22 protein-coding genes are annotated in these 20,806 nt (G+C 73.6%); 5 read left to right on the top strand and 17 right to left on the bottom strand.

The features are described 5' to 3' along the window. The 3 genes from smc to IE321_RS29200 form a co-directional block, all read right to left on the bottom strand. On the bottom strand, positions 1-2,618 hold a 2,618-nt coding region (gene smc, locus IE321_RS29190), incomplete at its 3' end, for a chromosome segregation protein SMC (protein WP_190225123.1). Between the two features lie 232 nt (positions 2,619-2,850). Beyond that, positions 2,851-3,066 (bottom strand): hypothetical protein, encoded by a 216-nt coding sequence (locus IE321_RS29195; protein WP_043229353.1) that lies wholly within the window; start codon positions 3,064-3,066, stop codon positions 2,851-2,853. Between the two features lie 410 nt (positions 3,067-3,476). Beyond that, on the bottom strand, positions 3,477-3,758 hold the full coding sequence (locus tag IE321_RS29200; protein WP_043229351.1) for an acylphosphatase: 282 nt from the start codon (positions 3,756-3,758) through the stop codon (positions 3,477-3,479). A gap of 226 nt (positions 3,759-3,984) precedes the next feature. On the opposite strand from IE321_RS29200, the gene IE321_RS29205 reads away from it, so the two are divergent. Both IE321_RS29205 and IE321_RS29210 read left to right on the top strand, forming a co-directional pair. After that, a complete protein-coding gene (locus IE321_RS29205; RefSeq protein ID WP_043229350.1) occupies positions 3,985-4,929 on the top strand; it encodes a CAP domain-containing protein in 945 nt (314 codons plus the stop codon). A 31-nt stretch (positions 4,930-4,960) separates the two neighbouring features. Continuing rightward, positions 4,961-5,344, top strand: a complete 384-nt coding sequence (locus IE321_RS29210; protein WP_190225124.1) for a winged helix-turn-helix transcriptional regulator — start codon at positions 4,961-4,963, stop codon at positions 5,342-5,344. Positions 5,345-5,348: 4 nt separating this feature from the next. Here the strand turns inward: IE321_RS29210 and mutM are convergent, their stop codons facing one another. The 9 genes from mutM to fakA all read right to left on the bottom strand — a co-directional run bounded on the left by mutM (position 5,349) and on the right by fakA (position 14,450). Continuing rightward, positions 5,349-6,212 carry a bifunctional DNA-formamidopyrimidine glycosylase/DNA-(apurinic or apyrimidinic site) lyase gene (mutM, locus tag IE321_RS29215; protein WP_043229347.1) on the bottom strand — a complete coding sequence of 288 codons (864 nt, stop codon included), beginning with the start codon at positions 6,210-6,212 and terminating at the stop codon, positions 5,349-5,351. Between the two features lie 198 nt (positions 6,213-6,410). Beyond that, the gene (gene rnc, locus IE321_RS29220) at positions 6,411-7,214 is read right to left on the bottom strand and encodes a ribonuclease III (protein WP_043229346.1); all 804 of its coding nucleotides are present in this window, start codon (positions 7,212-7,214) and stop codon (positions 6,411-6,413) included. Positions 7,215-7,234: 20 nt separating this feature from the next. Continuing rightward, positions 7,235-7,408, bottom strand: coding sequence for a 50S ribosomal protein L32 (gene rpmF, locus IE321_RS29225; RefSeq protein WP_043229344.1), 174 nt, complete (start codon positions 7,406-7,408; stop codon positions 7,235-7,237). Positions 7,409-7,410: 2 nt separating this feature from the next. Further along, entirely contained in the window at positions 7,411-8,049 is a 639-nt protein-coding gene (locus IE321_RS29230) for a YceD family protein (protein WP_043229343.1), read from the bottom strand. A gap of 140 nt (positions 8,050-8,189) precedes the next feature. Continuing rightward, entirely contained in the window at positions 8,190-9,224 is a 1,035-nt protein-coding gene (locus tag IE321_RS29235) for a F0F1 ATP synthase subunit B (protein WP_190225125.1), read from the bottom strand. Between the two features lie 110 nt (positions 9,225-9,334). Next, on the bottom strand, positions 9,335-9,814 hold the full coding sequence (gene coaD, locus IE321_RS29240) for a pantetheine-phosphate adenylyltransferase (protein ID WP_043229341.1): 480 nt from the start codon (positions 9,812-9,814) through the stop codon (positions 9,335-9,337). A 26-nt stretch (positions 9,815-9,840) separates the two neighbouring features. Continuing rightward, a complete protein-coding gene (rsmD, locus tag IE321_RS29245) occupies positions 9,841-10,422 on the bottom strand; it encodes a 16S rRNA (guanine(966)-N(2))-methyltransferase RsmD (protein ID WP_190225126.1) in 582 nt (193 codons plus the stop codon). Positions 10,423-10,490: 68 nt separating this feature from the next. Continuing rightward, on the bottom strand, positions 10,491-12,701 hold the full coding sequence (recG, locus tag IE321_RS29250) for an ATP-dependent DNA helicase RecG (protein ID WP_190225127.1): 2,211 nt from the start codon (positions 12,699-12,701) through the stop codon (positions 10,491-10,493). A 60-nt stretch (positions 12,702-12,761) separates the two neighbouring features. Beyond that, on the bottom strand, positions 12,762-14,450 hold the full coding sequence (gene fakA, locus IE321_RS29255) for a DAK2 domain-containing protein (protein WP_190225128.1): 1,689 nt from the start codon (positions 14,448-14,450) through the stop codon (positions 12,762-12,764). A gap of 231 nt (positions 14,451-14,681) precedes the next feature. Here fakA and rpmB point away from each other — a divergent pair, with 231 nt between their 5' ends. Next, positions 14,682-14,867, top strand: coding sequence for a 50S ribosomal protein L28 (rpmB, locus tag IE321_RS29260; protein ID WP_003957616.1), 186 nt, complete (start codon positions 14,682-14,684; stop codon positions 14,865-14,867). Positions 14,868-15,003: 136 nt separating this feature from the next. Here rpmB and thiD read toward each other — a convergent pair whose 3' ends face one another. Together thiD and IE321_RS29270 are read right to left on the bottom strand one after the other, a co-directional pair. Beyond that, the gene (gene thiD, locus IE321_RS29265) at positions 15,004-15,804 is read right to left on the bottom strand and encodes a bifunctional hydroxymethylpyrimidine kinase/phosphomethylpyrimidine kinase (RefSeq protein ID WP_043229335.1); all 801 of its coding nucleotides are present in this window, start codon (positions 15,802-15,804) and stop codon (positions 15,004-15,006) included. Next, on the bottom strand, positions 15,801-16,763 hold the full coding sequence (locus IE321_RS29270; protein ID WP_043229333.1) for a thiamine-phosphate kinase: 963 nt from the start codon (positions 16,761-16,763) through the stop codon (positions 15,801-15,803). The genes thiD and IE321_RS29270 overlap by 4 nt, the downstream gene beginning before the upstream one ends. A 233-nt stretch (positions 16,764-16,996) precedes the next feature. Between IE321_RS29270 and IE321_RS29275 the strand changes: the two genes are divergently transcribed. Then, positions 16,997-17,230, top strand: a complete 234-nt coding sequence (locus IE321_RS29275; protein WP_030496958.1) for an Lrp/AsnC family transcriptional regulator — start codon at positions 16,997-16,999, stop codon at positions 17,228-17,230. A gap of 20 nt (positions 17,231-17,250) precedes the next feature. Next, positions 17,251-17,739, top strand: a complete 489-nt coding sequence (locus IE321_RS29280) for a DUF3515 domain-containing protein (RefSeq protein ID WP_190225129.1) — start codon at positions 17,251-17,253, stop codon at positions 17,737-17,739. Positions 17,740-17,782: 43 nt separating this feature from the next. On the opposite strand, the gene IE321_RS29285 is transcribed toward IE321_RS29280, so the two are convergent. From IE321_RS29285 to IE321_RS29295, 3 genes are all read right to left on the bottom strand, one after another. Continuing rightward, positions 17,783-18,922: a D-alanine--D-alanine ligase family protein gene (locus IE321_RS29285; protein WP_043229330.1), complete on the bottom strand. Its 1,140-nt coding sequence runs from the start codon at positions 18,920-18,922 to the stop codon at positions 17,783-17,785. 97 nt (positions 18,923-19,019) lie between these two features. Beyond that, positions 19,020-20,021 carry an NAD(P)H-dependent glycerol-3-phosphate dehydrogenase gene (locus IE321_RS29290; protein ID WP_190225130.1) on the bottom strand — a complete coding sequence of 334 codons (1,002 nt, stop codon included), beginning with the start codon at positions 20,019-20,021 and terminating at the stop codon, positions 19,020-19,022. After that, positions 20,018-20,770, bottom strand: a complete 753-nt coding sequence (locus IE321_RS29295) for a lysophospholipid acyltransferase family protein (protein WP_043229327.1) — start codon at positions 20,768-20,770, stop codon at positions 20,018-20,020. Before IE321_RS29295 ends, IE321_RS29290 begins: the two co-directional genes overlap by 4 nt. Between the last annotated feature and the right edge of the window lie 36 nt (positions 20,771-20,806).

The following is a 20,806-nucleotide window of genomic DNA, read 5'->3' on the forward strand; positions in this document are numbered from 1 at the left end:
CGGGCGGCGGCGGCCGCGGCGCGCTCGCGCTCGGCGCGGTCCAGCGAGACCTCGACGTGGGCGAGGAGGGTACGGGCTCCGGCGGCGACCGCGCCGGCGACGCGGGCCTCGTGGCGGAGCCGGGTCCGGCGCTGCTCGGCACGCGCGCGTGCGTCCCGTTCGGCGCGGGCGGCGCGGTCGAGGGAGTCGGCGCGGCCGGCCAGTCCCCTGACCCGCTCCTCGTGGGTGCGGACCTGGAGGCGGGCCTCCATCTCGGTCTGGCGGGCGTTGGAGCCGTCGATGGCGAGGCGGTCGCGGACGGAGGTGTCGGGCTCCTCCTCGGCCGGGGCCTCCTCGGCGACGAGCAGCCGCTCGGCCAGCTCCTCGGCCTCGGCGCGGGCGCGTTCGAGGGCCTCCTGGGCGCGGGCGACGGCGGCGGCGGTCCGCTCGGCCTCGCCGGCCGCTCCCCTGGCCTGGCCGGCGAGCCGGCCGAGGGCCTGGGCGACGGACGACTTCTCCTTCTCCGCGGCGCGCCGGACGGCGTCGAGCTCCTCGGCGCGGGCGGCGGCGGCCCGGCGGCGCTCGGCGGTCTCCTCCTTGGCGCGGGCCGACTCCTCGCACCGGACGGCCAGTTCCGCCAGCTCGGCGGCGGCCTCGTCCACCTGGGCCTGGACTTCGAGGAGGCTGGGCGCGCCGGCGGAGCCGCCCTGCGCGTGGTGGGCGCCGAGGAGGTCGCCGTCGGCGGTGACGGCGGTGAGGCCGGGGTGGGCGCGGACGAGGTCGCGGGCCTCGTCGAGGCCGTCGACGACGACGATCCCGTCGAGCAGCCGGCGGACGGAGGCCAGCAGGGCGTCGGGGCCGGAGACCAGTGCGGCTGCGGCCACCGCGCCGGCGGGCAGGGGGCGCGGGGCGGGGTCGGCGCCGGCGGGCGCGGCGAGGATCAGGGTGGCCCGGCCCGCGTCCTGCTTGCGCAGCAGGCGGAGGGCCTCGACGGCGGCGGCGGGTCCGTCGGCGGCGAGGGCGTCGGCGGCGGCGCCGAGCGCGGCGGCGACGGGGACCTCGTGGCCGGGGGCGACGGTGAGGAGTTCGGCGGCCGGGCCGAGGATCCCGGTGAGACCTGCGGAGAGCAGGGCGCCGGTGCCGTCCTTGCGGCGGAGCCCGAGCGCGAGGGTGTCGTGCCGGGCGCGGGTGGCGGCGCGGCGGCTCTCGGCGTCGGCGGCCTCCTCGCGGGCGGCGGCGAGGGCGGTCTCGGCGTCGGCGAGGGCCCGGCGGGCCTCCTCGTGGCGCTCGGCGTGCTCGGTGTCGGCGGCGTCGAGCTCGTCGACCTCGGCCCTGAGCTGTTCGTACTCCTCCTGGGCGGCGACGGCCCGGCCGGCGGCCTCGTCGAGGGCGGCGGCGAGGCGGTCGATCTCGGCCTGGGCGGAGGCCGCGCGGGAGCGGGCGGCGTTGACCTGGCCGTGCAGCCGTGCGAGGCCCTCGCGGCGGTCGGCGAGGGCGCGGGCGGCGTCCTTGAGGCGGCGTTCCTCGGCGGCGAGGGCCCGCTCCAGCTCGGCCCGGTGGTCGACGGTGTCCTCCAGGGCCCGTTCGGCGGCCTCCAGGGCGGCCTCCAGCTCGGCCTCCTGTTCGCGGACGCGGGCCGCCTCGCGCTCCAGGTCCTCGGGGTCGCGGCCCCGGCGCTCCTCGGCGGGGGCGTCGGTGGCGCTCTTCACGCGCGCGTCGGCGAGGGAGATCGTGCCGCGGACGCGTTCGGCGAGCTGGGAGAGGGCGTACCAGCTCTGCTGGGCGCGCTCCAGGCGGGGGGCGAGGGCGCGGACCTCGGCCTCCAGCGCGGCCTCGCGGGCGAGGGCGGTGGCCAGCTCCTCCTCGGTGGCCTCCTTCCGGGCCAGGAGGGCGGCCTCGTCGGCGAGTTCGGCGTGCAGGGCCCGCTGGTGGGCGACGAGGTCGTCGGCGAGGAGGCGGAGCCGGGCGTCGCGCAGGTCGGCCTGGATGACGACGGCGCGGCGCGCGACGGCGGCCTGCCGGCCGAGCGGCTTGAGCTGTCGGCGCAGTTCGTCGGTGAGGTCCTGGACGCGGGCGAGGTTGGCCCGCATCGCGTCGAGCTTCCGCAGCGCCTTCTCCTTGCGCTTGCGGTGCTTGAGGACGCCGGCGGCCTCCTCGATGAAGGCGCGCCGGCCCATCGGGTCGGCGTGCAGGACCGAGTCGAGCTGTCCCTGGCCGACGATGACGTGCATCTCGCGGCCGATGCCGGAGTCGGAGAGGAGGTCCTGGATGTCGAGCAGCCGGCAGGTGTCGCCGTTGATCTGGTACTCGCTGCTGCCGCCCCGGAACATGATCCGGGTGATCGTCACCTCGGCGTAGTCGATGGGCAGGGCGCCGTCGGAGTTGTCGATGGTGAGCGAGACCTCGGCGCGGCCGAGCGGGGGCCGCCCGGTGGTGCCGGCGAAGATGACGTCCTCCATCTTGCCGCCGCGCAGCGACTTGGCGCCCTGCTCCCCCATGACCCAGGACAGCGCGTCCACGACGTTGGACTTGCCGGAGCCGTTGGGGCCGACGACACAGGTGATGCCGGGCTCGAACCTGAGCGTGGTGGCGGAGGCGAAGGACTTGAATCCGCGGAGCGTCAGGGCCTTGAGGTGCACGCTCGGGACTCTACCCGGGGCGTCGCGTTTCGCCGGTGATCGCGCAGGGCAGACCCTCGGGTGAGGAGGGGTGTGACACCGGGGGGACGAGAGGTGTCCGCGAAGTGGAGAAGGGGTCGCGGAGGAGGCGACGGTCCTCGGGGGGACGGTCGCGGGGTGAAGAAAAGAAGGGACGCCGAAGCGCCCCTTGCCTATTCAGCTGTTCTCACCTGAGCCCGTGAGACGGTGGGTGTCAGGTGAGCGCAGGCTCTGCCTGGGGTACGTCGAGGTCGATGCGGTCGAGCAGCGACTCGCCCTGATGAGCGGCGGCAGCGGCGAGCGCGTCGTTCTCGGTCTGGATCCGTACGAGCTCGGATTCCAGATCCTGGACGCGCTGCTGAAGCCGTCGCATCTCGGCGAGGAGTCGCGGGTCGGAGCCGCCGACGTAACCGAGAAGCGCCTTTGCCATGATGAGTGGTCCTCCACACTGAGTGACCGACCGATTGCGGTGTGGGTCGTGAGGGATGGATTCGCACCCGCGGTGCTCGGCAGTACCTGAGTCGTGCCGGTGTTCTACTGCCACACAGCTAAGGTGCGCGGGGCTTCCAGAGTCTCACCAAAAAGTTTGACGGTCAACACGATCACGCCCCGATCGGTGCGGCACACGGGGAGTTCGCGGCCGCGTCGCAGGCGGCGGCGCCTCTCGACCCGTTGCCCCGGGGCGTGGCGATCATCCTTACCCGGGAAGCCTTGCACGAGTGTCGAATCTTGGCAACCACCAGGGGGTTCTCCTGTTCACCGGCCCGAAACCCGCCCTCCGGCCGGCGCCCGCCGGGGGTCTTCGGAGGGCGGGCCGGCCGGGGGTCCGGGAGGTGCGGGTCAGCGGATGGCGAAGCCGTCGTAGCCGCCGCGGGGTGTGCCCCATATCTCGGTGACACCGTCCACGCGGCCGGGCGTGTCACCGGTCCGCAGCCAGTCGAGAAGACGGTGGCAATTGTCACTCGGGCCCTCGGCCACGACCTGGACCCGGCCGTCGTCGAGGTTGAGGGCGAAGCCGCTGAGGTCGCCGATCTCCAGAGCGTTTGCCCTGGTGAACCAGCGGAAGCCCACTCCCTGTACCCGTCCGCGCACCCAGGCGGTCATCCGTACGTCGTCACTCATGGCTGCACGCTAGCGGGCGGATTGCCCGAACAGCACGTCGCGGCGGCTTCCCATGGCGTACAGTCCGACGGAATGCGCCTCACCCGCACGGGTGCACGCCCCTCGGCCGTCCGTACGCAGCGTGACGCTCCACGGAGAGCATGCCGAAAGCAAAGGCCGCAAAGATCCAGCTTCGAGAATCCCGCTTCGAAGATCCAGCACAGAGCCAGCTCAGGGAGGCAGGCCGATGGGACGCCACCGTCGCTCCGGCGCCACGCCCGCCGAGGCAGACTACGCGACCGGCGCCGACCGCGGTCACGGGGGTGCCCGCCGCAAGCGGCGCCCGGTCCGCACCGGACTGATCGGCGCCTCGGCGGCGGTCGCCGTCGGCGCCGTCGCGGTCGCCACCGGACTCCTCCCCGGCGGGGAGACCCTCACCGCCGGCAGCGTGGGCAGCAGCAGGCCCACCGCCACGGAGACCCGGCAGACCCCGGAGCTGACCACGCAGGGCGGGGCGACCCGCACGCCCGCCGACCCGTCGACCGGTTCCGGCACGGGCACGGCCGCGGCCCCGAAGAAGTCCGCGGCCCCTGCCTCCCCCAAGGCCAAGCCCACCCCGACCAGGACCGCGAAGCCGACCCCGACGCCGTCGAAGACCCGCACCGCGGCCCCCGCGCCCACCACCGCCCCGGCGAAGCCGAAGCCGAAGCCGTCCACCGAGGCCCCGGCGACCACGCAGGCCGCCCCGAAGCCCGCCCCCACCACCGAGGCCCCGGCCGAGGAGGCGACGGCGGCGGGCTCCACCGCCGACCGCGCGGACGCCGCCGAGGCCGAGGTGCTGCGCCTGGTGAACGTCGAGCGCGGCAAGGTCGGCTGCTCCCCCATCCGGCCCTCGGACGACCTCGCCCGGCTGGCCGGCGCCTTCAGCGCCGACATGGCCGCCCGGAACTTCTTCGACCACACCGACCCCGACGGCGCCTCCCCCTGGACCCGCGCCCAGGCGGCCGGCGTCAGCGGCCTCGGCGGCGAGAACATAGCCCGCGGCCAGGTCGACGCGACCGCCGTGATGGTCTCCTGGATGAACAGCGACGGCCACCGCGCCAACATCCTGAACTGCGACTTCACCACCCTCGGCGTCGGCGTCCACTTCGCCGACGGCGGCCCGTGGTGGACCCAGGACTTCGGCTACTGAACCGGCACCCCCCGCGGTTACCGTGGGGGGTATGACCGACGATCTCGCCTTTGATGTCTTCGCGCGGGGGTGTGCCTCGCGGGTGACGCTGGAGCACGTCACGGGGCGGTGGGGCAGCCTCACCCTGGGCGCCCTGTACGAGGGGTCCTTCCGCTTCAACGAACTGCGGCGCCGGGTCGACGGCGTCAGCGAGAAGATGCTGGCGCAGACCCTGCACGCGCTGGAGCGGGACGGCCTCGTGCACCGCGACGCGCAGCCGGTCAACCCGCCCCGGGTCGACTACCGGCTGACCCCGCTCGGACGGGACGTCGCCGAGCGCCTGGTCGGGCTGATCACCCTGGTCGAGGGGCGGATGCCGGAGGTCGTCGCGGCGCGGGAGGCGTACGACTCCGGGCGCGCCGCCCCCGCCGGCTGACCGGTCAGACGCGCGGCGGACGCTGGCAGCGCGGGCAGAAGTAGCTGGAGCGGTTCATCCACGCGCGGCGGCGCATCGGCGTGCCACAGCGGCGGCAGGGCTCGTCCTCCCGCCCGTAGGCGTCGAGCGAGCGGTCGAAGTAGCCGGACTCGCCGTTCACGTTCACGTAGAGGCTGTCGAAGCTGGTGCCGCCGGCGGCGAGCGCCGCGTTCATCACGTCGCGGACGTGGCCGAGGAGCTCCGCGGAGCGCGGGCGGGTGAGGGTGGCCGTCGGCCGGTCGTAGTGCAGCTTCGCCCGCCACAGCGCCTCGTCGGCGTAGATGTTGCCGACGCCGCTGATCAGCGACTGGTCGAGGAGCGCCCGCTTGATCGTCGTGCGCCGCAGCCGGAGCGCCGCCTGGAAGGCGCCGTCGTCGAAGGCGGGGTCCAGCGGGTCGCGGGCGATGTGCCCGATGACGTCCGGAAGTCCGTCGACGCTGTCGGGGGCGGTGTCGTGCAGCGAGAGCCCGCCGAAGGTGCGCTGGTCGACGAAGCGGAGCTCCGTACCGGCCGTGTCGTCGAACCGGATGCGGATCCGCAGGTGCTTCTCGACCGGGGCGTCCTCCGGCTGCACCAGGAGCTGCCCGCTCATCCCGAGGTGGCCGAGGACCGAGGTGCCGGTGTCGGCGAGCGGCAGCCACAGGTACTTGCCGCGGCGCCGGGCCGGCTCGAAGCGGTGGCCGGCCAGCCGGGCCGCGAAGTCCGCGCCGCCCGCCGGATGGCGCCGTACGGCCCGGGGGTGGAGCACCTCGACGCCGGCCACGGTCCGTCCGGCGACCCAGCGCTCCAGTCCGCGCCGGACGACCTCGACCTCGGGCAGCTCGGGCACGGGAATCCTCCGGAGGGGTACGGGACGGTGGTCCTCGCAGCCTACCGCCGCCCGGCGACGGCCGGGCCCGCCCCGGAGACGCCCTCCCACGGCCTCCGCCGGAGCACGGCCCTCCCCGGAAACAGCTCCGCCCGCCCCTGGCGGGGGCGGGCGGTGAGTCTCCGCTGAAGGATGCGGGAGGTGGTCGGCGCGAGGGCGTCAGGCGGTGGCCGGGGTGGCCCCGTCCGTCCGGTCCTGCGCTTCGGCCTCGCCGGTCGCCCCGGCGTCGGCGGCGGCCTTGGCCGCCGCCGCGCGCTCGTCCGCGGCCGCGCGGATCGCGCGCCACGCGGACTCGGCGGCCTGCTGCTCCGCTTCCTTCTTGCTGCGGCCGGTGCCGGTGCCGTACGAGACACCACCGACGCGGGCGGCAGCAGTGAAGGTCTTCTCGTGGTCCGGGCCCTCCTCGGAGACGAGGTACTCCGGCACACCGAGCCCCTCGGCCGCGGTGAGCTCCTGGAGACTGGTCTTCCAGTCCAGGCCCGCACCGAGGTTCGAGGACTTCTCGATGAGCGGGTCGAAGAGCCGGTGCACCAGCTCGGACGCCGCGTCGAGACCCTGGTCGAGATAGACCGCGCCGATCACCGCTTCGAGGGTGTCGGCGAGGATGGATGCCTTGTCCCGGCCGCCCGTGCCCTCTTCGCCCCGGCCCAGCCGGATGAAGGAGCCCAGGTCGAGGCCGCGCCCGACGTCCGCCAGCGCACGCGAGTTGACCACCGCGGCCCGAAGCTTGGCCAGCTGGCCTTCGGGCAGATCGGGGTGGGTGCGGTAGAGGGTGTCGGTGACCACCAGGCCGAGCACGGAGTCCCCGAGGAACTCCAGCCGCTCGTTGGTGGGCAGACCGCCGTTCTCGTACGCGTACGAGCGGTGGGTCAGCGCACGCACCAGAAGGGCGGACTCGAGGTGATACCCGAGCCGCCCTTCCAGAAGCGTGTGGGACGAGGCGCTGTTGATGTTGTCAGACATCGTGCCCCTCACCAGCCCGCTCAGACCGCGAGGACCTGGCGCTTGTTGTAGGTGCCGCAGCTCGGGCACGCGATGTGCTGCAGCTTCGGCTCCTGGCAACGCTCACACGAAACCAGGGTGGGGACCGCAGCCTTCCACTGCGACCGGCGGTGGCGCGTGTTGCTGCGCGACATCTTCCGCTTCGGAACAGCCACGGCTACTTCTCCTGCTTCTCGTCGACACCGGTAGCGGCGTCGCTCATGTTGTCCTTCTCGTCGGCTCCCAGCGAACCGGCGAGTTCCTGCAGTGCCGCCCAACGGATGTCGGTGGCGTCGTGGTGGTGGTCGGGGTGGTCGTTCAGGTTGAGTCCGCAGTCGGAACACAGACCCGCACAGTCCTCCCGGCACACCGGCTGCATCGGCAGAGCGAGCACCACGGCGTCACGCAGCACGGGTTCGAGGTCGAACATGCCGTCCTCGAGGGGGATCATGCTCTCGTCTTCATCGTCCTCGTCGTCCGCGACCGCTTTGACACGGCCCCGGTCGTCGGAGTCGGGGTACGAGAACATCTCCTGGAAGTCCGCGTCGAGCTCCAGCTCGACGGGCTCCAGACACCTTACGCACTCCCCCTCGGCCGATGCACGGGCGGTGCCTGTGACAAGCACCCCTTCCATGACCGACTCGAGTCGGAGCTCGATCTCCACCGGAGCGCCCTCGGGCACTCCGACGACCCCGGCGACGCCGAGATCGACGGGCGCGTCGACCGTACGGGAGATCCGCTGGAGGGCACCGGGACGCCGCCCCAGCTCGTGTGTGTCGAACACGAGGGGGTTGCGGTGGTCGAGGCGCGTGCTCAGGGTTCTTCCTGCTTTCGGATCGTTCGCGTCGCAAGTTCACGGGGGCTGCCGCTTGCGGGCAGCAGGGATCGCGGACATACACGCGACCGAAGAGCCAGGATACTGGACGCTTCGCCCAGGGCCCAATCCGGCCCCGTGAGCTACTGCTGGCCCTGCTCGTAGCGGCGCAGCTGCTCCAGGTCGATCATGCCGGTGTCGAAGAAGCTGGTCTCGTCGAGCGCGGCCGGCTGCTGCTGGACCTGGGGCTGCTGCTGGTACCCGTACGGGTCCTGCTGCTGGTAGCCGTACGGGTCGGCCTGCTGGGGCTGCTGGTACGCGTACGGGTCCTGCTGCTGGTAGCCGTACGGGTCCACCTGCTGGGGCTGCTGGTAGCCGTAGGGGTCCTGCTGGGCCGGGATCTGCGCGGCGACCGGGGCGGGGGCGGCGACCGGGGCGGCGGGCTCCGGGTCGGCCAGCTCCGCGAGGCCGGCGAGGTAGTCGGCGTCGCTGGTGTGCACCGACTGGCCGAGGCCGTCCTGGGCGGCCATGTGCTCGCCGAGGGCGTCGGTGGCGATCCGGCCGTGCAGCTTCTGCCGGCCGCGGCCGACGGCCTCCAGGGTCTTGGAGAGCACCGCCTCGAAGGCGCCCAGCTTGGCGTCCACGTACTCGTCGGCGCGGGCGATCAGCGTCTGCGGGTCCGCGCTGTACTCGGGGGCGTCCTCGTCGGCGTAGCCGTGCTCGTCCAGGCCGGGGCCGCGGCCGAGCAGCTTCTCGCGGCCGCGGTCGACGGAGCCGATGGTCTTGTTGAGGACGACCTCGAAGTTGGCGAGCTTGGAGTCGACGTACTCGTCGGCCTCGGCCCGGACCTCCTCGGCCTCCCGGCGGGCCTCGGAGAGGATCCGGTCGGCCTCCTCCTGGGACTGCCGGGCGATCTGGGTGTCGGAGACGATCGTGCCGCGCTCGGCGTGGGCGGCCTCGATGATCCGCTCGGCCTCCTGGCGGGCCTGCTCGACCATCTGCTCGCGGCCGCCGATGAGCTCCTGGGCCTGGGCGAGGGAGTTCGGCAGGGCGTCCCGCACCTCGGCGAGGAGGGCGAGCAGATCGGCGCGGTTGACCACGCAGGAGGCCGACATGGGCATCGAGCGGGCGCCTTGTACGGTCGCGACGATCTCGTCGAGCTTCTTCTGCACGTCCACCGGGTGCTCGCCACTCTCTACAGCTGGATGGAGACGGACGGGACGACTGTAAGGGCAGTCGTGGCCCGTCCGACACCAGGTGACGGAGCGTCAGCGGCGGTGGCCGCGCGTCACTTCCGGCGGAGCCGCTCGGTCAGCCGGCCGAGGACCGGCGCGGGCACCAGGTGGGAGACGTCGCCGCCCCAGGCCGCGACCTCCTTGACCAGGGAGGACGACAGGAAGCTGTACGTCGGGTTGGTGGGCACGAACAGCGTCTCGACGCCCGACAGGCCGATGTTCATCTGGGCCATCTGGAGCTCGTAGTCGAAGTCGCTGACCGCGCGCAGACCCTTGACGATGGCGGGGATGTCCCGCTGCTTGCAGAAGTCGACGAGCAGGCCGTGGAAGGACTCCACCTCGACGTTGCCGAAGTCGGCGGTGACCTCGCGGATCAGCTCGATCCGCTCGTCGACCGTGAACAGGCCCTGCTTGGACTGGTTGATCATCACCGCGACGTGCACGACGTCGTACAGCTTGGAGGCGCGGGCGATGATGTCGAGATGTCCGTTGGTGATGGGGTCGAACGACCCCGGGCAGACGGCGCGGCGCACCCTGGTTCCCTCGCTCTCCGGTCCGGTCATCGTGCGTCTTCGCACGTAGAGGCGGCGCGACCGTACCAAAACGTTCCCTCGCCGTAGCGACGGGACCGCAGTGGTGCGAAGCCGTCCGGCCAGCCGAAGGAGCCGCCTCGGGTGCTGCGCTCCACGGTGACGACGGCATCCTCGCTCAGCCAGCCCCCCGAGCGCAGTGTGAGGAGGATCTCCCGCAGTTCGTCGTCCGGGACGGCGTAGGGCGGGTCGAGGAAGACCAGGTCGTACGGCTCCGCCGGGGCCGGTCCGGTGACGATCTGCTCGGCCTTGCCGGTCCGGGCCTCGGCGCCGGGCAGGCCGAGCGCGCGCACGTTCTCCCGGACGGTCCGGGAGGCGCGGGCGTCGGCCTCGACGAGCAGGGCGTGCACGGCGCCGCGCGAGAGCGCCTCCAGGCCGACGGCGCCGGAGCCGGCGTACAGGTCGGCGACCCGGGCCCCCTCGATGCCGTGGAGCGCCTCCCAGGTGGAGAAGAGGCCCTCGCGCGCCCGGTCGGAGGTGGGGCGGGTGCCGTTGCCCGGGGGCACGGCCAGGCGCCGTCCGCCGGCGGTGCCGGCGATCACGCGGGTCATCGGAATCCTCGTCCTGCGTCGTCCAGTGCGTACGCCCCAGGATATGGCCGCACCGGCCGGGGGCTCGGTCAGCCCTTCTCCAGGTACTCCTCCCGCTCCTCGCTCAGCAGGGCGTCCAGGGCGGTACGCAGGCCCGGGTGGGCGCCGAGGTCCGGGTCGGCGAGGACGAGCGCGGTGGCCTCCTCGCGGGCGGCGGCGATGACCTCCTCGTCCTCGATGACGGCGAGGACCCGCAGGGAGGAGCGGACGCCGGACTGGGCCTGGCCGAGGACGTCGCCCTCGCGGCGCTGTTCGAGGTCGATGCGGGAGAGCTCGAAGCCGTCGAGGGTGGCGGCGACGGCGGCGAGGCGCTGCCGGGCCGGGCTCGCCTCGGGCATCTCGCTGACGAGCAGGCAGAGTCCGGGGGCGGAGCCGCGGCCGACCCGACCGCGGAGCTGGTGGAGCTGGGAGACGCCGAAGCGGTCGGCGTCCATGATCACCATGGCGGTGGCGTTGGGCACGTTGACGCCGACCTCGATGACGGTGGTGGCGACGAGGACGTCGAGCTCGCCGGCGGCGAAGCGGCGCATGGCGTCGTCCTTGTCGTCGGGGTGCATGCGCCCGTGCAGGACGGCGATCCGGAGCCCGGCGAGGGGGCCCGCGCCGAGCTTCTCGGCGACGTCGAGGACGGCGAGCGGGGGCCGCTTCTCGGCCTCGTCCTCGGCGGAGGGCTTGCGCTTGCCGGCCTTCTTGTCGGCCGCCTGGTCGACGTCGTCGCCGATCCGGGGGCAGACGACGTACGCCTGGTGGCCCTTCTCCACCTCCTCGCGGACCCGCTCCCAGGCCCTGGTGAGGAAGTGCGGCTTGTCGGCGGCGGGGACGACGTGGCTGGCGATCGGGGAACGGCCGGCCGGGAGCTGGTCGAGGACGGAGGTCTCCAGGTCGCCGAAGACGGTCATGGCGACGGTCCTGGGGATCGGGGTGGCGGTCATGACCAGCAGGTGCGGCGGCTGCTTGCCCTTGCTGCGGAGTGCGTCGCGCTGTTCGACGCCGAAGCGGTGCTGCTCGTCGACGACGACGAGGCCGAGGTCGTGGAACTTGACCTTGTCCTCGATGAGCGCGTGGGTGCCGATGACGATCCCGGCCTCGCCGGTCACCAGGTCCAGCAGGGCCTGCCGGCGGGCGGCGGTGCCCATGGAGCCGGTGAGCAGCACGACCTTGGTGGCCCGGTCGGCCCCGCCGAGCATCCCGCCCTCGGCCAGCTCGCCCATCATCTCGGTGACCGACCGGTGGTGCTGCTGGGCGAGCACCTCGGTCGGCGCGAGCATCGCGGCCTGCCCCCCGGCGTCGACGACGGCGAGCATGGCCCGCAGGGCGACCATGGTCTTTCCCGAGCCGACCTCGCCCTGGAGGAGGCGGTGCATGGGGTGGGCGGTGGCGAGGTCGTCGAAGATCTCGCGGGAGACCTTGCGCTGGCCGTCGGTGAGGGTGAAGGGGAGCTTGGCGTCGAAGGCGGTGAGGATGCCGTCCTCGGCGGGGCGGCGGGGGACGGCGGAGAGCTGGGTGTCGGCGTGGCGGCGGCGGGCGAGGGCGACCTGGAGGACGAAGGCCTCGTCCCACTTGAGCCGTTCGCGGGCGGCGGCGACGTCGGCCTTGGTGCGGGGGCGGTGGACCAGGCGCAGGGCGTCGGGGAGTTCGGCGAGGCCGCGGCCCTCGCGCAGGGCGGGCGGGAGCGGGTCGACGGCGTCGGTGGCGCTGGGCAGGACGGCGTCGACGGCCTTGGCGATCTTCCAGGACTCCAGTTTGGTGGTGGCCGGGTAGATCGGGATGAGGGCGCCGGCCCAGGTGCCGACGGCCTCGCTGTCGGCGTCGCCGTGCAGCAGCTCGTAGGCGGGGTGGGCGAGCTGGAGGCGGCGGTTGAAGAGCGAGACCTTGCCGGAGAACATCGCGCGGGTGCCGGGCAGCAGGTCGTGGTGGGGCTTGTGGACGCCCTTGCCGAAGAAGACCAGCTGGAGCCGGCCGTAGCCGTCGGTGATGGTCACTTCGAGGCGCTGGCCGCGCCCCTTGGCGCCGTTGAAGGTGTGCACCCGGGCGTCGGAGACCTGGGCGACGACCGTGACGTGCTCGTCGAGCGGCAGGTCGGAGAGGGTGGTCAGCTCGCCCCGCTCCGCGTAGCGCCGGGGGTAGTGGTGGAGGAGGTCGCCGACCGTGTGCAGGTCGAGGGCCTCGGCCATGACCTTGGCGGTGGCGGGGCCGAGGGACTTCTTGAGGGGTTCGTCGAGCGCGGGCACGCGTCCCATTGCACACCACGGGGCCGACAGTCGGCGCGACCCCTGTGGACAACGCTCCGGGCGGTCCGGCTACTCGACGCCGATGAGCAGCGGCGGGGCGCCCTCGCCCGCGTGGTAGGTGACGGTGTCGACGGCGAGGTAGCCGCGCCGGACGTGGGTCTCCAGGGTGGCGGCGAGCCCGGGCGGGGCGCTGTCGGCGACGACGAGGGTGACGAGTTCGCCGCCGGCCTGGAGCATCCGGTCGAGGACGGTGCGGGCGGTGTCGGTGAGGTCCTGGCCGATGACGGCGACGTCGCCCTCGATGAGGCCGAGGACGTCGCCGGCCTGGCAGACGCCGGCGCTGGTGAAGGACTGGCGCTCGGCGACGGCGAGTTCGGCGTAGCGGGTGGCGCCGGCCGCGGCGGTCATGGCGACGACGTCCTCGTCGAAGCTGCGGTCGGGCTCGTGGACGGCGAGGGCGGCGATGCCCTGGACGGCGGCGCGGGTGGGGATGAGCGCGACCCGGATGCCCTCGGCGCGGGCCCGTTCGGCGGCGGTCGCGGCGGCGGCCCGCAGGTCGGTGTCGTTGGGCAGGAGGACCACCTCGCGCGCGTGGGCGCGGCGGACGGCGGCGAGGAGGTCGTCGCCGGCGGGCGGTTCGCCGGGCCGGGCCTGGACGGTGGTGGCGCCGGCCTCGGCGCAGAGTCCGGCGAGTCCTTCGCCGGGGAGGACGGCGACGACGGCCCGGTGGGCCCGTTCCCCGCGCGCGTGGGCGGGTGCCTCGTCCGCGCGGTGGGGTTCCGGGGCGGGGGCGGCGGCGAAGTGGGTGACGCGGATCCGGTGCGGGCGGCCGGCCTCGATGCCGGCCTCGACGGCGGCGCCCGCGTCGTCGACGTGGACGTGGACGTTCCAGAGCCCGTCGCCGCCGACGACGACGAGGGAGTCGCCGAGGGCGTCCAGCCGGGCCTTGAGGAGTTCGACGGCGGCGTCCCCGGCCTCCAGGAGGTACAGGACCTCGTAGCCGGGCCCCTCGCCGCCGGGCCCGCAGCTCTCCGTCGTACCGGCGGCGGCCGGGGCGGGGGCCGGGGACGGCGGGAGGGCTTCCGGAGCGGTGCCGGTCACCGTCTCCAGCAGCGCGCCGAGGACGGCCACCAGGCCCTGTCCCCCGGCGTCCACGACCCCGGCGGCGCCCAGCACGGCCAGCTGGCCCGGGGTGGCCTCCAGGGCCGTCCTGGCCCCCTCGTAGGCCCTCCTGGCCACGTCCGGGAGGGTCCCGCCGTCCCGGCAGCCGGTCGCGGCGGCGGCCGCGACGGTGAGGATGGTGCCCTCCTCGGGGTGGGCGACGGCCGCGCGGGCGGAGGAGGCGGCGGTGGCCAGGGCCCGGGCGAGGTGGTCGCCGTCGGCGCCCTCGGCGAGCACTCCGGCCATGCCGCGGAGCAGCTGGGACAGGATGGTGCCGGAGTTGCCGCGGGCTTCGAGGAGCGCGCCGTGGGCCATGGCCCGGACGGCGTCCGCGGTGTCGGGGGCCCGGTCGCCGGTGGCTCCGGGGGCGGCGAAGACGGCCTCGACGGCCCGGTGGGCGGCGTCGGCGGTCAGGTACAGGTTGGTGCCGGTGTCGCCGTCGGCGACCGGGAAGACGTTGATGGCGTCGATCGCGGCCCGCTCGCGGCCGAGCGCCTCGGCCGTCCGCGCGCTCCAGGCCCGGACCGCCTCGGCGTCGAGGACGAGACGCTCGTCACTCCGGACGGCGTGGTCGAAGGGCTGCGGGGCTCGCGACAACGGGGGTCCTCCTTCGGCGGTGCAGCTCACCGCAGGGTAGACCGGGGCCTCCGGGACCCGGGGGCCGGGACGGGGGTGGGCCGGACCGTGGTAGTTTCGTTCCACCGGAGCGGTCGTTGTATGCTGCTTCGGTTGCCCGGCACTCGTCGGGCCATCCCCGGCAAGCCACTTCAGACTCCTGATTCCGGTGCGCCGGATCTCACTGTAAATCTGAAGTCTTTGGAGTGACCCGTGGCTGCCAACTGCGACGTCTGCGGCAAGGGGCCGGGCTTCGGCAACAACATTTCGCACTCGCACCGCCGTACGTCTCGTCGCTGGAACCCGAACATCCAGCGTGTGCGTGCCGTGGTCGGTCGGACGCCGAAGCGGCTCAACGTCTGCACCTCGTGCATCAAGGCCGGCAAGGTCTCGCGCTAATCGCGACGTTTCAGTCGTAGCGCAGCCCCTGCGGTTGCCTTGAAAGGCCGGTTCACCTCGGTGAACCGGCCTTTTGCCTTGCCTGCGTGACGAAGGGCGGATCCGGCCTCGGGGGCCGGACCCGCCCTTCGTCGTGTCAGCGGCGCAGGGCCCATCCGTGGTCCACGGGCCCGATCCCCTCCCCCAGGGCGAAGCCGGCGGCGATGGCCCCGGTGACGTACGCCTTCGCCTCCCGTACGGCCTCCGGCACGGCGAGGCCGCGCGCCAGGCCGGCCGCGACCGCCGAGGCGAGCGTGCAGCCCGTCCCGTGGGTGTGCCGGTTGTCGTGGCGCGGGGCGCGCAGCCAGTGTTCCTCGGTGCCGTCGGTGAGCAGGTCGACCGCCTCGGCGCCGGTGGGCAGGTGGCCGCCCTTGACGAGGACCCAGCGCGGTCCGTACGCCAGGACGGCCTCGGCGGCGGTCCTCATGTCGGTCTCCCGCTCCACGCGCACGCCGGTGAGCTGCGTCACCTCGTCCAGGTTGGGCGTGGCGACGGTCGCGGTCGGCAGCAGCCGTTTCCGTACGGACTCCAGGGCGGAGGCGGCGAGCAGCGGGTCGCCGTGCTTGGAGACGCCGACCGGGTCGACGACCACGGGCGCGTCGGTGTCCGCGAGGAGTTCGGCGACGGTCTCGACGAGGGGGGCGGTGGCGAGCATGCCGGTCTTCACGGCGTGGACGCCGATGTCGTCGACGACGGCCCGGTACTGGGCGCGGACCGCCTCCTCGGGGAGTTCCCAGACGCCGTGGACCCCGCGCGAGTTCTGGGCGGTGACGGCGGTGAGGACGCTCATGCCGTGGACGCCGAGGGCGAGCATGGCCTTGAGGTCGGCCTGGATGCCCGCGCCGCCGCCGGAGTCGGATCCGGCGACGGTCAGCACCAGGGGCGGCCGGGTGGTCACTCGGTCTCCCCGAAGTGGTCCCAGCCGCCGACGCTGTGCCAGGGGGCGCCGTCGACGGTCACCTGGGGCAGTGCGGAGGGGGCGATGACCTCGCCGATGACCTTCCAGCGGGCGGGCAGCTTCACGTCCGGCGGGAAGGTGGCGACGATCGCGTGGTCCTCGCCTCCGGTGAGGACCCACTGGAGCGGGTCGACGCCGACGGCCTGGCCGATGTCGTGCATCTGGCCGGGGATGTCGATGAGTCCGGAGCGCAGGTCGATGCGGACGTTGCTGGCCTCGGCGATGTGCCCGAGGTCGGCGATGAGGCCGTCGCTGACGTCGCACATGGCGGTGGCGCCGAGTCCGGCCGCGGCCGGACCCGCGTGGTAGGGCGGTTCGGGGCGGCGGTGGGCCTCGACGAAGGCGCGCGGGGAGCGGAATCCCCGGGAGAGGACCGCGTAGCCCGCGGCGGACCAGCCGAGCCAGCCGGTGTAGGCGACGACGTCGCCGGGCTGGGCGCCGCCCCGGGTGACCGGGTCGGCGTTGCGGAGGTCGCCGAGGGCGGTGATGGAGACCATGATCGTGTCGCCGCGGACGACGTCTCCGCCGACCACCGCGGCGCCCGCGACCTGACATTCGTCGCGCAGCCCGTCCATGAGTTCCGTGGGCCAGGTGACCGGGAGCTCGGCGGGCACGACGAGGCCGAGGAGGAGCGCGGTGGGGACCGCGCCCATCGCGGCGATGTCGGCGAGGTTCTGCGCCGCGGCCTTGCGGCCGACGTCGTAGGCCGTCGACCAGTCGCGGCGGAAGTGACGTCCTTCGAGCAGGATGTCCGTGCTGGCCACCACGCGCCGGTCCGGGGCGGAGACCACGGCGGCGTCGTCGCCGGGCCCGATCCGTACCGCCGGGGTGGAGGTGAGCCGGGACGTGAGCTCCTTGATGAGCCCGAACTCGCCCAGTTCTCCGACTGTGCCCTTCACCGCGTCTCACCTCGTGTCGTCGTGCCGGCCGGCGGTCGGCGGAGTGTCCGCTCGCGCCGCGGGTCGCGGGCCGTCACCGTGCTGGGTACCGTCAAGTTGACCGTCAACTTCTGTCCTGTGTACGCCACACCCCGGGCGCCCCGGTGGGCGCGGGTCTCCCCGCGGCCAACGGCGACGCGGTACCGTGGCGTCTCTTTCTCCCACAAGATCCTCGTGGCCGCCCTGGAGGTTCCGTGGTACAGGCGTACATCCTGATTCAGACCGAGGTGGGCAAGGCGTCGACCGTCGCCGACACCATCGCCAAGATCCCGGGGGTGATCCAGGCAGAGGACGTGACCGGACCGTACGACGTGATCGTGCGGGCCCAGGCCGACACGGTCGACGAGCTCGGCCGCATGGTGGTCGCGAAGGTCCAGCAAGTGGACGGCATCACGCGCACCCTGACCTGCCCGGTCGTCCATCTGTAGCCCCCGTCTACCCTTGGCCGGTGACCTCTTCCCACCGGCCTCTCGGCCTGCCCGCCTCGGCCGCCGCCCTGCTGCTGGCCGTCACCGGCTGCTCCGCCGGCGCCCAGGCGTCGGTACCGGTGCCGACGCCGCCCGCGGCGGAGGCGGCGCTCTGCCGTGCGCTGGCGAAGGAGCTCCCGGACACCGTGGCGGGGCAGGAGCGGAGCGATCCGTCCCCCGACTCGGAGCTGACCGCCGGGTGGGGTGACGGAGCGATCGTACTGCGCTGCGGGGTCTCCCGGCCCGAAAAGATGAGCGATCCCCAGGCGCGGGCCGTCTCGGCCGAGAACGTCCGCTGGATGCTGGAGCAGCCGGAGACCGGCGGACCCCGTTTCACCTCGGTGTACCGGAAGACGTACGTCGAGATCGCCCTGGACGAGCGGTACGCCCACGACATCGCGCCGCTGGTCGATCTGGCCGCCCCGGTGGACCGGGCGGTGCCGTGCGCCCTGGAGCCCGAGTGCCGTTAGGCCGTGCCGCGGGCCCGGTCTCCCCGACCGGGCCCGTGCGGCGCTAGCGCAGGCCCGTGGAGCGGGTCAGCGCGGCCTGGATGAGCCGGTCGACCAGCTCGGGGTAGCTCACGCCGCTCTCCTGCCACATGCGCGGGTACATGGAGATCGGGGTGAAGCCGGGCATGGTGTTGATCTCGTTGATGACGAACTCGCCGTCCTCGGTGAGGAAGAAGTCGGCGCGGACCAGGCCCTCGCAGGAGACGGCCTCGTAGGCGGCGACGGCGAGGCGCTGGACCTCGGCGGTGGCCTCGTCGCCGATCGGGGCGGGCACCAGACCGGAGGCCGAGTCGATGTACTTGGCCTCGAAGTCGTAGAAGTCGTGGTCGGTGACCGGCGGGATCTCGGCGGGCACGCTGGCGCGCGGGCCGTCCTCGAACTCCAGGACGCCGCACTCGATCTCGCGGCCGCGCAGCAGCGCCTCGACGATGATCTTCGGGTCGTAGCGGCGGGCCTCCTCGACGGCGTCGTCGAGGCCGGAGAGGTCGTCGACCTTGGTGATGCCGACGGAGGAGCCGCCCCGGGCGGGCTTCACGAAGAGCGGCCAGCCGTGGTCTGCGGCGAACTCGACGATCTTCTTGCGGGCCTCGGCCGGGTTCCGGTCCCACTCGCGCGGCCGGATGACCTCGTACGGGCCGACGGGCAGGCCGTAGGAGACGAAGACCCGCTTCATGTACTCCTTGTCCTGGCCGACGGCGGAGGCGAGGACGCCCGCGCCGACGTACGGGATGCCGGAGAGCTCCAGGAGGCCCTGGAGGGTGCCGTCCTCGCCGTAGGGGCCGTGGAGCATGGGGAAGACGACGTCGACCTCGCCGAGGGCCTGCGGCAGGGAGCCGGGCTCGTGGAGGACGACCTCGCGGCTGGCCGGGTCGACCGGGAGGACCACGCCGCCGGTCTCCGACTCGGCGAGCTGGGCGACGTCCGGCAGGGAGCGCTCGGCGATCGCCATCCGCTCGGGGGCGTCGGCGGTCAGCGCCCAGCGCCCCTCCCGGGTGATGCCGATGGGCAGCACGTCGTACTTGGTCCGGTCGATCGCCTTGAGGACGGCGCCGGCGGTGACGACGGAGATGGCGTGCTCGGAGCTGCGTCCGCCGAAGACGACGGCCACGCGCGGCTTGCGGGGGCTCTGGGTGTTCTCGCTCATATCGCGATGAGCGTACCTTGCGGTGTCCGAACTCCTGAGCGCCCCGCGTGCCGCTCCGCGCGTCCGGACCAGCGGTGTCGGCCGGACGCGGGTCGGCTCAGCGCCGTTCGGGCTTGGCGCTGCGCGACATCAGTTCCTTGAGGGCGACCGTCGGCGGCTTGCCGTCGTGGACGATCGAGACGACGGTCTCGGTGATGGGCATGTCGACGCCGTGCCGGCGGCCCAGATCGAGCACCGACTCGCAGGACTTGACGCCCTCGGCGGTCTGCCGGGTGGCCTCGACGGCCTCCTGGAGGGTCATCCCGCGGCCGAGGTTGGTGCCGAAGGTGTTGTTCCGGGAGAGCGGCGAGGAGCAGGTGGCGACGAGGTCGCCGAGGCCCGCGAGGCCGGAGAAGGTGAGCGGGTCGGCGCCCATGGCGAGGCCGAGGCGGGTGGTCTCGGCGAGGCCGCGGGTGATGAGCGTGGCCTTGGAGTTGTCGCCGAGGCCCATGCCGTTGGCGATGCCGACGGCGAGGCCGATGACGTTCTTCACCGCGCCGCCGAGCTCGCAGCCGACGACGTCGGTGTTGGTGTACGGGCGGAAGTACGGGGTCATGCAGGCGGCCTGGAGCCGCTGGGCGACCGTCTCGTCGACGCAGGCGGCGACGGCGGCGGCGGGCTGCCGGGCGGCGATCTCGCGGGCCAGGTTGGGCCCGGTGAGGACGGCCACGCGCTCGGCGGGGACGTCGGCGACCTCGGTGATGACCTCGCTCATCCGCTTGGCCGTACCGAGTTCGATGCCCTTCATGAGGGAGACGAGCACGGTGTCGGGTCCGAGCTTGGGCGCCCAGGCGGCGAGGTTCTCGCGCAGGGTCTGGGAGGGGACGACGAGCACGGCGAAGTCGGCCCCCTCGGCGGCCTCGGCCGCGTCGGCGGTGGCCGTGATGCCCCGGGGGAGTTCGACGCCGGGCAGGTAGTCCGGGTTGGTACGGGTGGTGTTGATGGTCTCGGCGAGGGCGGGGCGGCGGCCCCAGAGGCTCACCTCGCAGCCCGCGTCGGCCATCACCATGGCGAAGGCGGTGCCCCAGGAACCGTTCCCGAAGACGGCGGCCCTGGTCACTTGGCGCCTCCCTCGGCGGCCTTGCGGCGCTGCTCGAGGCGGGCGCGGCGCGGGTCGTACGGCTCGGCGGGGGCCTGCTCGCCGCGGACCTCCGCGAGGAGGGCGGTGATGGCGGCCATGATCGTCTCGGTGGCCTCGCGCAGCACCTCGGGGGTGGGCTCCAGGCCGTCGAAGCGGGAGAGGTCGACCGGCGGGCCGGCCTGCACGATGAGCGTCTTGCGCGGGAAGAGCCGGAACTTGTCGGTCTTGGCGTACGGCGGCATCGCGAGGTTGGCGCCCCACTGGGCCACCGGGATGACGGGCGCCCGGGTGAGCAGCGCGACGCGGGCGGCGCCGGTCTTGCCCTGCATGGGCCACATGTCGGGGTCGCGGGTGAGGGTGCCCTCGGGGTAGAAGGCGACGCATTCGCCCCGCTCGATGGCCTCGACGGCGGCCCGGAAGGCGTCCAGGGCGTCGGTGGTCTCGCGGTAGACGGGGATCTGGCCGGTGTTGCGGAGCATGGTGCCCACGAATCCGGCCTTGAAGAGGCCGGCCTTGGCCAGGAAGCGGGGCACGCGGCCGGTGTTGTACTGGTAGTGCGCGTAGGAGAGCGGGTCCAGGTAAGAGTTGTGGTTGACCGCCGTGATGAAGCCGCCCTCGGCCGGGATGTGCTCCGTGCCGCGCCAGTCCCGCTTGAACAGAACCACCAGGGGGGGTTTGGCGATGACCGCCGCGAGGCGGTACCAGAAGCCGATTCTGCGGCGGGGCACTCGGGGCACCTTTCTCCGGGTCTTGCTGGCAGGGGG

It is taken from the genome of Streptomyces hydrogenans (assembly GCF_014656075.1).
Taxonomy (GTDB): domain Bacteria; phylum Actinomycetota; class Actinomycetes; order Streptomycetales; family Streptomycetaceae; genus Streptomyces; species Streptomyces hydrogenans.